Below are 14,322 nucleotides of genomic sequence, written 5' to 3'. Positions count from 1 at the left end.
CCACGTCACGCTGACTGATTTTCATTTTTCCACTCCCGTCCGGTTGCTGCCTGCTGCTGTTGCTGCATGCGGCTGTTATTCAGCGCCTGTGCCTTTGGCGCGTCCATGACCAGCATCCCATCTTTCAGCACGACCACGCGCTCCACCAGCTCCAGCACCGGCACGCGGTGGGTGGCGACGACCAGCGTCCGGTTGCCGAGCCATGCTCCCAGGCGCTGGATAAATTCCCGCTCGGTGTGCTCATCAAGGGAGGCGGTCGGCTCGTCCATCAGCACGATATTCGGATCGCGCAGCAGCATCCGCGCCAGCAGAATCGACTGCCGCTGCCCGCCGGACAGCCCCACGCCGTTCTCCATAATCGGGTAGTCCAGCCCCTTCGGCAGCTTCAGCACAAAGCTGGCCGCACCGCACATCTCCAGCACCTCGAAAATCTCTTCGTCGGTGGCGCGCGGCATGCCGAGGGTGATGTTCTCGCGCAGGGTGCCGTAAAACAGCCGCGCGTTCTGGGTCATAAAGCCGACGTTGCGCCGCACGTCCGCCACGTCGAGATGCGGCAGGCTGAGGTTGTCGAGCCGCAGTTCGCCGCCCGCCAGATCCATTCCGCCCGCCATCGCCTGCAGCAGGGTGGATTTGCCCGCGCCGTTGCGCCCGAGGATCGCGACTTTCTCGCCCGGCCTGATCTCCAGGCGGTTAATGCGCAGCGCCATGCGCGGATCTTCCGGGTGGTAGCGGAACTGCGCCTGCTCGAAGAGATAGTGTCCGCGCAGCACGTCCTGGCGGATCGGCGTCTCTTCGCGCTGGTTCTCGGTCGGCAGCTGCATAATGCTGTCCAGCCCCTCTTTGGCGGCCTTTACCTGCTGCCAGCGGGCCAGTACCCCACACAGCGTCGCCATCGGCGCGATCATCCGCGAGGCCAGCATTGAGGCGGCCACCACCGAACCGGTGGTTAAGGTGCCGTCGATCACCATCGGCGCGCCGACTACGATCACGGCGGCGTAGACCAGGCTCTGGACGGTCATTCCCCAGCTGATCAGGTTCTGCGTCAGCTCGCGGGTGCGCAGGCCGGATTCCGCGGTAATCTGGATATAGCTGTTCCACTGCTGCAAAAAGCGGTTCTCCGCCTGCATCAGCTTGATGTCCTCCAGCCCCTGCACGCTCTCCACCAGCACCGCGTTGCGCAGGGTCGATTCATGGGCCGACTGCTTCGCCAGCTCCGCCAGCTTCTTTTGCAGCAGCAGGCCGGGCAGGACCATGATCACAGCCGCCACCGGGGCGATCCACGCCAGCTGCGGCGCGATGATCGCCAGCACTACCACAAACAGGAAGAAGAAGGGCAGATCGACAATCGTCGAGATGGTGGAGGAGGTGACCATCTCGCGGATCTGCTCCAGCTCGCGCAGCTGGGAGATAAAGCTGCCGGTGGAGCGCGGAATGGCGCTGTGGCGCAGCCGCAGGGCGTGACCAAACACGCGATCCGAGACGCGCAGATCCGATCGCTTGCCCAGCAGATCCATAATGTGCCCGCGCGCGACGCGCAGTACAAAGCCAAACAGGGTGGCGATCAGCACTCCGATGGTCAGCACGTAGAGCGTCGGGTAGGACTGGGCGGGGATCACCCGGTCATACACCTGCATGGAAAAGACAATGCCGGAGAGGGAGAGCACGTTGATGAACAGCGCCGCCAGCATCACCCAGCTGTAGGGGCGCAGGTCGCGCATCACCAGCCGGTAGAGCCAGTCCGGGCGGTATTTTGAGATGTAGGCATCCACGCGGCTGTCCTTCAGCGCCGCCAGCGGACGCAGGGCGATAACGTGGCGGATGGCGGGTAACATCGCGCTCATCGACAGGCGGTTGGTGTACGTCTTGTCGTCGAAAAAGCTGACCTCAAGCGTGTCCTCACCGTCGAAATTCTCGATCACGCCGATTTTTCCGTCGCTCAGCGCCACCACCACCGGCAGACGCCAGCTGTTGATCGACTGCTGATCGGCCGTTAGCAGCTGGAACGTTAGCCCGGCTTCACGGGCAAGCTGAGTCAGCGCGGGCACCATCGGTTTGCCTTTCAGCCACGGTGCGCCTGCGATCAGCGCGCCGGGCGAACAGGCGACGCGGTAGCGCGTGGCAACAAAGCCAAACGCCTGCGCCCACTGCGCCAGCGCCTCATCCGTCATCGTTTCCCCCTGAGGGATGTCGCGTTGCTTCATGGCTGGATCTCCACGGTCTGGATGGTGCGGTTATCAAGATCGAACGCATGACGCAATTGCCCGGTGTTATAGAGGCAGTTGAGCTGCAGCTGGTGCAGCTGACCGAGGGTCTGCTGCTGGGTAAAGCGTGCCTGATAGACCTCCTGCTCGGCGTTAAGCACGTCCAGCAGGGGGCGCGAGCCGAGATCGAGATACTGTTGCTGATAGAGCTCGCGGGTGCGGGCGCTGAGTGCCTCCTGGCGGCCCTGAATTTGCAGCGTGCTTTGCAGGCTCATCACCTGACTGCGGGCCTCCAGCAGCTTCTGGCGCACATCGAGGCGCGTACGCTGAATGGTCGACTGCGCCGCCTCCACCGCGTGTCCGGCGGCATTACGTCGGGCGGTGAGCCCGCCGCCCTGATAGAGCGGCATCTGGACTTTCACCCAGGCGGAATACTGGGTGCGATCCCGCGTTTCGTTACCCGCGTAGCGATCGTTCAGGTAATGACGGACCTCCGGCTCCAGCGAGACGGTTGGCGTCATCTGCGCGTCGGCGTAGTCGAGGTTAGCCTGGGCGACGTTCGCCTGTGCCCAGGCGGCGAGGACCGCAGGCACCAGGCGATCGTCCGGCTCGACGATATCGCAGCTGCGGGCCAGTTTCTGTGGAAAATCATTGCTGATATCATTCAGGCTGTTCCAGCCGAGAAAGCTCATCAGCGTGGCGCGGGCGCTGTCGAGGCTGGCCTGATACTGCATCAGTTGGGCGCGTGCCCCTTCAATGCGCGCGTCGGTCTGCACCACGTCAGAGAGCGAGGTGGCCCCTTCGTCGTTACGCAGGCGGGTCAGCTTGCCGATTGAGGAGAGGGCGTCGAGCTGCTCTTTGGCGGTGTCGACCATCTGCTGCAGAGTTTGCACCTGCACCATGGCGATGGCGGTATCGTGAGCGATGGTGTCGATGCTGACCAGCACGTTGGCCTGCTGCTGGGCGACTCCGGCGTTTTCGGCCCGCACCTGGCTGGCCACTTTGCCGAAGTCGTAGAGCATTTGCGAAAGAGAGAGCACCAGCGACGGCGTAAAGCCGTTCTGATCGCCGTCGTGGGAATACCCGTTGTCCATGCCGGCGTTAATCTGCGGATAGTATTTCGATTTGGCGACGTCGACCTCTTCGTTCTGCTCGTAGAGTTTGCCCACGGCTTCAGCGATCGCCGGATGCCAGGTGACGGCGCGATTAACGGCTTCGCCAAGCTGTAGTGAACCGGGAGCGGCTTTGCCTGCCACCGGGGCGACGCGGCCATTCAGTGAGGGGAGTTCCTGCGTTTCGCGGAGTTGTCCGGTATTGATGGTTGCCGCCGGGTTTGCCGCGATGGCGGGTACAGATATCAGGCAGCACGAGAGCCACCAGTAAGGCATCTTTATTCCCATGTCTTGTCCCTAATAAAAAAGTACAGCTTTATTATTTATGCCCGGGCGCTGTGCGCGCCCGGGTCATCTCGTGCAGGTGCTATCAGGTAATGATGTGTTGCTGGTTCACAAGCTCTTCATACGTGGTCTGCACGTTATCAAGCGTAACGAGTGCAGTATTAGTGTAGGTGCTCCCTGCGCCGTCACGGTCGATGGAGATCACAGTGTTGCTACCGCTTTGCGTGACATTGATATAACTCCCCAGCGAGGCGGTATTACCGTCCCAGCCCACCAGCAGGTCGCCAATGTCGATCTTGTCTCCCTGTGCCAGGGAGAAGTTCGTCCAGTGGTCGCCGCCGGCGCTGGTGATGTTGCCCCCCGTCGCGTTGCCCGCCGTGCTGTTCAGCACCTGATAAATCAGCGTGTCGCCGTAGGCCGTACCGCTAATCACATCGTTATGCTCCGAACTGATAAATTTCGGCGCCATATCGATGGTCAGCGACGCGGTGTCCGTGGTGCCGTTGGCATCGGTCAGGGTGTAGTTAAAGACCTCCTTCGTGGTAATGGTAGAGAGCGATATCCCCGGGTTGAGCGTATAGGTGTAACTGCCGTCTGCGGCAATCGCCAGCGTGCCGTAGTGACCCGTGATGCTCGACAGCGTGGTGCCGGTGTAGGGATCCAGCGTAGTGGTAACGCCGTCGTAGCCGGTAATGCTCACGCGGGTATCCACCGAGTGCAGCTGGTCCATCGTCCCTGCGGAACCGGTGCCGTCGAAAATGTTGCCGTCAACGGTGTGGGGGCCCGTGGCGTCGAACTGCGACAGCGAGTAGCTGGTGCCGGTGACGCTTGGGGTGATGGTGATATTTCCTACTCCCAGCGGCCCCATTCTGCCGGTATAGCTCAGGGTGTAGGTCCCCGCCTCCAGGTCGAGACCCGTCAGGTTGACCGTTGCCGTGCCGCCCAGCAGCAGCCCGCCGTTGAACGAGCCGGTTCTGACGGTGGTGGCGCCGTTGGTCAGCGTCCAGTCAACCGTCAACCCTGTCAGCGTCAGCAACGAGGCGACGTTAAACGACAGCACCACGTTGTGCAGCGCAGTATTGGCATCCACCACGAAGGTGCCGGATCCGGAACCCTGGGTTGAAGCGAGCAGCGCGGCGTTCCAGCTCGCCGACCCGACGGTTGTATCCGAGTACGCGGCGGTGTGGTGTACCGACGTCACGTCCATCGCGGTGCTAACATCATTCACCGCATCCATCGGCTGCGCGGTTGGGGTGATGTTGAGCGAAGCCGTGTCTTTCGTGCCGTCCGGCGCGGTAATGGTGTAGACGAAGGTATCCGGGGTGCTGATGTGGTCAACGCCGACGCCGCTATTCAGGGTGTAGGTGTACTCCCCGGCCGCGTTGATGCTCAGCGTACCGTACTCGCCGGTAATGTTCGTCAGACCGCTGCTGTTCACCGCTACGCCGTTAACCTCCGTCACCAGCGTGCCGACTGGCGCAATATCATCCGACAGAACGTCCCCGGTAGTGCTCGCGCTGACGCTCGCCACGCTGTAGACATGATCCTGCAGCACGTCCAGCGTGTAGGCCGTCAGGGCGGTGATCCCCGCAGCCGTATTCAGCAGGAACAGGTACTCACCGGCCGGCAGCTGCAGCGTCAGCTGAGGCGAGGTGCCGCCCAGTAGCGGCGCGCGCAGCCAGCCTGGTTCAATGCGCATCTGCTCGAAGGTCTGCGTCGCGTTGTTGAACTTGTAGATGTACAGGTCGAACACCGATGCCAGGGCCACGCCGCCAACGGAAGCCTGGATGGTCATGGTGCGGGTAGTGCCTTCCTCCACGTTATAGATGATGGGGTTGGTCATATCGTCCAGCAGGTTCAGCCCCAGCGTGTTGCCGAGATTGATCCCCACCAGGGTAAAGCCGCCCTGGGACGACGTACCGTTGTCAATCGCGTTGACGGTGGTATCGAAGGTCAGCGAGTTCGTATCGTCAACCGCGACAATACCGCTGGTGGCGGTACCGCTGCCCAGCGATAGCACCAGATTCGCCGACGCGCTGACGCCGTTATGGGTGATGGTGTAGCTGAAGCTCTCCGTCCGGCCAATCACCGATGCGCTGGTGTTGGTCAGATCGTAGGTGTAACTGCCGTCGCGGTTAATGGTCAGCGTACCGTACTGACCCTGGATCACCGTGCCGTCGGCAGTGACACTGGTGGTGACACCCTGGGCGTTAGTGACGGCCGTGACCGTTGCCCCTGCCGGAGCGTTGTCGCTGCCTGCGGTTGGGTCAACGTCGGTGATCACGTTACCGCCGAGGCTGGTGTCGCCCGTAACGGTGCCCGGCCCGGTCTCTTTCACCGCCACGTCGAGGCTGGTGTAGGAGCCGGTTGCCAGCAGGTTGGTGTTATAGCTCAGCACGCGGTAGTTGCCGTCCGCCAGCCCGGTCAGGTTCAGCGAAACGCCTGTGGCCCCCAGGGTCAGCAGGTCGGCAAACTGCGGCTGTCCGGTATCGACTACGGTAGTCCAGGTGTTGTTAACGGTGTCAAAGCGCTGTACCACCAGCTCAAGGGTGTTGAGCAGAGAGAGCACGGCCCCCGTGGCGTTGGCGTTCACGACGATGTCCGCGCTGCCGCCGCTGCCCACGGTGAAGTTCACCTGAGCGGAGTCATTACCGAGCAGCGTCAGGACGTTGCCCACGGCACCAACCAGCAGGAAGCCGTAGTCGCTGTACTGGCTGTTGGTTACGGTGGCCGTGGTGCTGAGCTCCAGCTCTTCGACGTTATTGCTGGCAGAGAGTGGCACCACCGGCGCGAGCGCCGAGCCGGGCTGCGAGACGTTGCCCGCCGCGTCGGTGGCGGTGATTTGCAGCGTCTGGCCTTCTGTCTGCTTGTTAACGAAGGTGTAGCTGTAGGTGCCGTTGCTGCCCGCTGTGGTCGTTACCGTTGAACCGTCCGGGAGACGGATCGTGACGGTACTGCCTGCTTCAGCATTCCCGGTTAATACGCTACCGTCGGCGTTAAAGGTCCCTGTCGGGGCCGTTGGGGCGGTAAGATCGACGATCACCGTCGTCACGGCCGATGCCGGGCTGGTATTGCCTGCGGCATCGGTGGCCGTGGCGGTGAAGTTATGGGTGCCTTGCGTCAGCGTGGTGGTTTCTGGCAGCGTCCAGTTGCCGTTGGCATCGGCGGTGACGGTGCCCACCAGCGTGATGCCATCGTAGATCCGTACCGTCGCGTTCGCTTCGGCGGTCCCGCTCAGCGTTGGGCGCGTATCGTTGGTCGGAGTGGTGCCGGTTACCGGTCCGATGACGCTGCCCACATCATCAACTACCGAGCTAATGACCGGCGCGGTCGGAGCAAGGGTATCAACGTTAATGGTATACCCGGCGGTTGGCGCGCTGGCGTTGCCTGCGGCATCGGTGGTGGTAAAGGTCAAATTGTGCGAGCCGTTGCCCAGCGCCGGGGAAGGCGTAAAGCTCCATGCCCCGCCGGTGGCCGTTACGCTGCCAATCTGCACGCCGTTATCGAAAATTTTCACCGTAGAACCCGCTTCTGCCGTACCGCTGAGGGTTGGCTGCGCGTCGTTGGTTGTTCCACCGTCTGCTATCGGCGTTGCCGCATTGCCGACATCATCGAGGATGCTGGTGAGCACCGGCAGCGCTGGCGGCGTGGTATCAATCGTCAGGCTGAAGCTGGCTGACGACGCGCTGGTGTTGCCTGCGGCATCCGTGGCCTGCGCGGTGAAGCTGTGCGCACCCTCTGTCAGCGTGGTATTGAGTAAGATACTCCAGCTGCCGCTGCCGTCTGCGATGCCCGTTCCGACCAGCGTGGTTCCCTCATAGATATTCACGGTGGCAAACGGTTCGCTGGTGCCAACCAGCCGCGGTACGGTGTCGTCGGTCGTCTGCCCGGATGTGATTGGACCGGTAATGGTCCCCACATCGTCTATCGCCTGGCTGATAACCGGCGCGGTGGGTGCCGTGGTATCGACAACCAGCGTAAAGCCCGGCGAGGCGGGGCTGACGTTCCCGGCGGCATCGGTCACCGTGGCGGTCCAGGTGTGGCTACCAGCGGCCAGCGGTGCGGACGGCGTAAAGCTCCATGCGCCGGTACCGTCTGCCAGTGCGGTGCCGACTGGCTGACCGTTTTCATAGACAGTGACCGTGGCGTTGGCCGTCGCGGTGCCGCTCAGCGTTGGCGTGGTGTCGTCGGTGCTCTGCCCGGAAGTAAGCGGGGTTTGAATACTGCCCACGTTATCTGCCGCGGCTGAAATGACCGGCGCAGACGGCACGCCCGTATCCACCGTCAGGTTAAACGGTGCCGTTGCCGTACCCGCGTTGCCCGCCGCGTCGGTGGCATTGAAGGTGATGGCATGCGGTCCGTCGGGCAGATCGGTACCCGGTGTGAAGGTCCAGTTGCCCTGGGCGTTGACCACGGCGGTGCCAATTTCGTTGCCATCAACAATCACGTGCACTGTAGAACCTACGTCGGCCGTGCCGTTGAAGGTCGGACGCGCGTCGTTGGTGCTGTTACCCGACGTGAGCGTCCCCGTGGTCGGTGCGACATCGTCAATCACGCTGGTTACCAGCGGCACGCCGGGGCCTGCGGTATCGACGGTGAAGGCGAAGACCGACGAGTTAGCCGAGGCGTTGCCCGCGGCATCCGTTGCGTACGCGCGCAGGGAGTAGCTGCCGTCGTCCAGCGGCGTGGTGGGGGTGAAGGACCAGTTACCGGTTCCGTCGACGGTCGCCGTACCAATCTGCGTACCGTTATTCAGGATGTGGATAGTGCTGCCTGCCTGTCCGGTGCCGCTAATCGTTGGGGTGTTGTCGTTGGTTGCCTGCCCGCTGGTGAGGTTGCCCGTGACGCCGCCAGGGACGTTATCACTCACCGTATCCAGCGTTGGAACCGTTGGTGCCGTGAGGTCAACCACCACGCTCCATGGGGCTGAGACTTCGCTGACGTTGCCCTGCGGGTCGGTCGCCAGGACGGTGAAGCTGTGCGAGCCTTCGATGAGTGCGGTCTCTGGCGTAAAGCTCCACGCGCCGGTGCCATCCGCCGTAACCACGCCAATCTGGGTAGCGCCATCGAAAATGGTCACCACGCTGTTCGCGTCCGCGGTCCCTGTAAGAGTTGGCGTGGCGTCGTTCGTTTCGCTGCCGCTGGCTACCGGGGTGGCGGTATTGCCCACATTATCCGTTACGCTGGTGATGACCGGCGTAGTGGAAAGGGTATCCACCACGAGGGTGAAGTCCGCCGAAGGACCGCTCTGATTTCCCGCCGGATCGGTCTCGCGGATGGTCAGAACATTACTGCCTTCTGGCAGAGCGGGCGTGGTGTAGCTCCAGGTGCCGGTATTACCGACCACCACGCTGTCCAGCAGCACGCCGTTGTTGTAGATGGAGATGGTATCACCCACCGCGCCGGTGCCGGTGAGGGTCGGCTGGCTGTCGTTGGTGGTCTGGCCGCTGGTCAGCGGACCGGTGACAGGACCCACGTCGTCAATGACCGAGCCAATGGTTGGTGTACCCGGGGCGGTAAGATCGATGGTCACGCTGGCCGCCGGAGAGCGGCCGCTGGTGGCACCGTTGAGGGTCGCGGTCACCTCGAAGGTATGCAGCCCTTCACCAAGCGCGGCTGGCGTATAGCTCCAGTTGCCGCTGCCGTCGGCGGTCACCGTTGTCAATGGCGTCGTGCTACCGTCCTGATAGATAGTAATCACGCTGCCCGCTTCGGCCGTACCGGTAAGCGTTGGCGTGGTGTCGTTGGTGGTTTTGCCTTTCACATCGCCGGTGACCGGGTCCGCGTCATCGACGATTGCCGTGATGACGGGCACCTGCGGCAGCTCAAGCGGCGAGTCGGTGACGATAAAAGGCACATCGGCGCTTGGATTGCCTGCGGCGTCCGTGGCGGTCACGGTCAGCGTGGTTGGATCCAGCTGCGCCGGGCTCAGCGCAATGGAGAAGCTGCCGTCGCTGCCGACAACTCCGGTACCAATGATCGTGCCACCGCTGTCCTTAACGGTAATGGTACTTCCCTCTTCGCCGGTACCGGTCAGCGGTGTGCCTGTCTCAGGCAGACTCATGTTGCCCGGATTGGCCGGAGCGACGGTATCGACCGTCACGCTCAGCGGCGCTGAACTGCCTGAGAGGTTACCCGCCGGATCGCTGGAAGCGACAGTGAAGACGTATGTATCATCCGCCAGCGTCGCGTCTGCAGTCCAGCTCCAGGTGCCATCCGGCTGCACGGTGACCGGCACGGCAGATGGCGCGCCGTCTACGGAGACGATAACGGTAGCGCCTGGTTCACCGGTGCCGGTAAGGGTCGGCGTGCCGTCGTTCGTATAAAGCACGTTGTTGGACAGCAGGCTGTTATCGACGGCGCTAATGACGGGGATCTCAGGCGCAACGGTATCGAGCGTGACGCTAATGACCGGGCTCGGCGCGCTGACGTTACCCGCCGCGTCTACGCCCGCAACGGTGATGTTCAGCAGGCCATCCGCTTGTGTTGGCAGCACAAAGCTCCATTCTCCGTTAACGACATCGACACGGCCCAACTCAACGCCATTGTTGTAGACGATGACCGTGTCGCCAGTCGTGCCGGTTCCTCCGACGGTTGGCGTCGCATCGGTGATTAAGCCTCCATTCGGCTGGCCCCCGACGGCGTCAAATACCGGGACATCCGGTGCTACGGTATCCACGGTAATCGTAATCGCCGGCGAAGCGTCAGAGACGTTGCCCGCCTCATCGGTGGCGGTGGCGGTGTAGACGTGGGTACCTTCCCCAATATTACTGTCAGGACGCCAGCTCCAGTTGCCGTTGCTGTCTACCGTGACGGTGCCCACGACGGTCGGAGTGCCGTTGACGGTGTCAGTAATGTTAATAACATCGTTCGCCGTACCGGTGCCGCTGAGGACCGGGCGCGGATCGTTGGTGGTTCCACCATCGGGAACGGGGCCGGTTATCTGGCTGACGCTGTCGGTAATCACCGGTGCTGCAGGTGCGACTGGCGCATCGGTGTCAATGGTGATGGTGACCGGCTGGGACGGGGCGCTTTCGTTGCCCGTGCCGTCCATGTTGGTGACGGTCAGGGTAATGTCATAGGTGCCGTTAGGCAGCGGGGTGGCTGGCGTCCAGGTCCAGTTGCCGTTGCCGTCCACGAGCACGTCATCAAGCTTGACGCCACCGTTGTAGATCGTCACGGTATCGCCCGGATTGCCGGAACCGCTCAGGGTCGGCGTGGTGTCGCGGGTGGTTTCTCCCGGGTTCAGCGGCGTTTCTGTGCCGTCAGGATTGACGGTGATTGCCGGGATATCCGGCGTGGCAGGCGCGACGGTATCCACCGTCAGTTCAAACGGCGTTGAGATGGTGGTATTGCCCGCGGCATCCGTGGCATGCACCGTCAGCGTGTGCGGGCCGTCGGTAAGCGGGATAACGGGGGTAAAGCTCCAGCCGCCGCTGCCGTCGAGGGTCGCGGTGCCGAGCAGGGTGGTGCCGTCATAGACGGTGATTACCGTATCTGCCGGCGCGGTGCCCTGCAGCTGCGGCTGGGTGTCGTCGGTGGTGTCGCCGCTGGTGAGCGGCCCGTTAACACCGCCGACGTCATCGGTAACGGTGGCGATAGTAGCCGCCGCTGGCGGCGTGGTATCGACGGTCAGGGTAAAGCCGCCTGACGCCGGGCTGGTATTACCCGCTCCGTCGGTGGTGACGGCGGTAAAGGTATACGTGCCGTTGCCAAGCGGCGTGGCGGGGGTAAAGGACCACGTGCCATTGCTGTCGACCGGGACCGTGATGAGATCGACGCCGTCCTGGCGAATGGTGACGGTTGAGCCCGGCTCAGCGGTGCCGTTGATGGTCGGCGTGGTGTCGTTGGTGCTGTCGCCAGGATTGAGCGCGCCGAGGCGCTCTGGCACATCATCCACTACCTGGGTAATGACCGGCGCATCCGGGGCCACGCTGTCAATGGTGATGCCCCAGCTGTTGGAAACGTCGCTAATGTTGCCTGCCGCGTCGGTCGCGACGGCGGTCAGGGTATGGGGACCCTCGGCGATGGGGATGTCCGGAGTAAAGTTCCACGCGCCGAGGCCATCGGCGACGGTCGTACCAATATCAACCCCGTCCACGCGAATGGTCACCGTGGCATTTGCTGCGGCGGTACCGCTGAGCGTCGGGGTTGAATCGTTGGTGGTCTCATTGAGGTCGAGCGAGCCGGTACGTTCGGGAACATCGTCAACCACCTGCGTAATGACCGGGGCGGCTGGCGCAGTCCCGTCGACGATAATGGTCCACGCGTTCGATTGTCCGCTCGGGTTACCGGCGGCATCCGTCGCCGTTGTCGTCAGCACGTACGTACCATCGGCCAGCGGTGAGGGCGGCGTAAAGCTCCACAGGCCGGATGAGGGGACGGCCACCGTGCCGATGATATCGCTGCCGTTGAAAATCGTGATGGTCGAACCGGGTTCGCCCGTGCCGTTCAGGGTCGGCGCCCGGTCGTTGGTCAGCCCATTCTGCTCCACGGGTCCGGTTGTGTTCAGTACGTCGTCAATCACCGACACGATAACCGGCGCCTGCGGTGGGGTGATATCCGGCGCCGCTGCGGAGGTTGCTGGCCCCGTGTTGCCCGCAGCGTCGGTGGCGTCTGCGGTCAGGATTTCGCCGTTGAGCTTAGGCGGGGTCAGCGTCAGGCTAAAGTTGCCCTCGCTGTCGGCCACCGGGGTGCCAAGGATAGCGTCGCCTTCACGGATGGTTACCGTGCTGCCAGGTTCCGCGGTGCCGGTGATGGTGCCGCCATCATTCGAAACGACGAGGTCACCGGGGGCCAGCGGCGGCGTGGTGTCCACGGTGAAGATGATAGGCTCCGAGGCCGCACTCTGGTTTCCGGCTGCATCGGTTTCAACGACGGTTATCGAGTGCGTCCCGTCCGGGAGCGGGCCGCTCGGCGTGACGCTCCAGGTGCCGTTCGGCAGTACCGTCGTGGTTCCAATCGCCACACCGTTATCGTAGATAGTGATTGTTCCACCGGGCTCGCCCGTTCCCGCCAGGATCGGCTTTGAAGCGTCGGTAGGCGTGCCAGCGGTTATGGTTCCTCTGATCGCACCCGTGTCGTCGGTCAGCACAATCGCGGTTGGCGTGGTCGGCGGGGTAAAATCAACGGTGAGGGTAAATACCGGTGAGGCCGGTCCGAGGTTGCCGGCGGCGTCGGTTGCCCGCACGGTAATCTGGTGGGTGCTTTCAGTCAGGTCAGCTGACGGGGTAAATGTCCAGGTGCCGTTGCTGGCGACGAGCGCCGTACCAATCGCGACTCCGCCGTCATAGATGGTCACGGTGGAGCCCGCCTCCGCTGTGCCGCTGAGCTGCGGGCGTGGATCGTTGGTGCTGCCGCCGTTTGTGACCGACCCCGTTTGAGGATCAACATCGTCCGTCACGCTGCCGATGGTCGGGGCATCGGGTGCGGTGAGATCCGGCGCCGTAATCGTTGTGCCCTGGCTGGTATTCCCGGCCGCATCCGTCGCGGTGGCGGTCACCTGTTCGCCGTTGGTCAGCGGAGTGCCGAGAGACACGGTAAAGTTGCCGTCACTGCCGGTTTGCCCGGTGCCAATGACGTTGCCGTTCGCGTCTTTCAGCGTGATAGTACTGCCGGGCTCGGCGGTACCGGTGACGCTTTTACCGTCCGACGAGAACTGAAGGCTGGATGGCGCGTTCGGCGGTGTTGTATCCGGGTTGGTTGGATCGACCGGCGAGCCGGGGGTAGGGCTGCTGTTACCTCCATCGTCGTCGTCTCCCCCTCCGCCACCGCCGGTGCTTGCCGCCGCTGCGATACCGCCAGCTGCAACAATGCCGCCCAGTGCCCATGGCCAGATGGCGGCTCCACCGGCATCGCTTCCGGATGCGGCCAGCAACGCGTCCGTAGAGGCGATGGATTCGTACGTAGCGGCTCCGGTTGGATCTTCAATCCACCATAGCGCACCGTCACTCTCCTGGAGCACCAGCTGGCTCACGCCTTGCGCGTCGGTGACGTAGAAGTTTTTAAGGGTGATCACTTCCCCTGAGTGCAGGGTCACCACCAGATCGTTACCACTTCGCGCGAAGTGGGAGACATCGGCTCGCTCTACATGAAGCTCAACGATAGAGGAATGGCTCAGCGTAACCTGTGTGCCTTCCGTAGTCGTTTCCACGCCAGTGAGTTTTGATATAACAGAGATTTGGCTCATTTAGGTATTACTCCAGCAGAGTTATCGTGAACGACGAGCAAGACGAGCCATCTCTGGAGAAGGTAAAGGGCGCCCCCGGCGGAGTTACTGTTTATTAAACAGCACTCACCGTCTTTTTTAGAGCGAACGATGCCCGCCAGGATTCAGAGTGGCAACATCAGAGCGAATGTAATTACTTATCAGACAGAATGTTTGCTATGCGTATTTTTGCCTTATAAAACCCTGTAATTAATAGAGGAATTGGTTTTGAGGATATAAAAATGATATAGCCAGAAAACGGTGAATGTGCAAATTAAGCTTTCGTAAATAAAGGGGTAAGTCGTAAAGAGGGCATTAATTTATTGATGGGGATTATGTATTTATTTTCTTATTGGCTTGTTTTTATTGATTTTTTTATTTTTAAATTGCGTATTTTATTTGTGCTCTAGATGTAATTAAATAATTGGTAGTGACGTTTTTGAATGTAATTAAAAATGTTATTATTTAAATCTGCTTAATTTGTGTTTAAGTTAGGGTAACATTTTTGATGTAGGAT

3 protein-coding genes are annotated in these 14,322 nt (G+C 61.8%); all 3 read right to left on the bottom strand.

The window, feature by feature from the left end:
• Nucleotides 1-5 precede the first annotated feature (5 nt).
• The gene (locus URZ40_RS20860; protein ID WP_116343805.1) at nucleotides 6-2,201 is read right to left on the bottom strand and encodes a type I secretion system permease/ATPase; all 2,196 of its coding nucleotides are present in this window, start codon (nucleotides 2,199-2,201) and stop codon (nucleotides 6-8) included.
• Nucleotides 2,198-3,601, bottom strand: coding sequence for a TolC family outer membrane protein (locus tag URZ40_RS20855; protein ID WP_316380178.1), 1,404 nt, complete (start codon nucleotides 3,599-3,601; stop codon nucleotides 2,198-2,200). Before URZ40_RS20855 ends, URZ40_RS20860 begins: the two co-directional genes overlap by 4 nt.
• Before the next feature lie 82 nt (nucleotides 3,602-3,683).
• Complete coding sequence (locus URZ40_RS20850) at nucleotides 3,684-13,787, bottom strand: BapA/Bap/LapF family large adhesin (RefSeq protein ID WP_320721089.1); 10,104 nt, start codon at nucleotides 13,785-13,787, stop codon at nucleotides 3,684-3,686.
• Between the last annotated feature and the right edge of the window lie 535 nt (nucleotides 13,788-14,322).

This window comes from Enterobacter sp. 296B2, assembly GCF_034106185.1.
Classification (GTDB): Bacteria; Pseudomonadota; Gammaproteobacteria; order Enterobacterales; family Enterobacteriaceae; genus Enterobacter; species Enterobacter cloacae_N.
The sequence above is the reverse complement of the archived record's forward strand: the minus strand, read 5'-3'. Positions and strand labels throughout refer to the sequence as shown.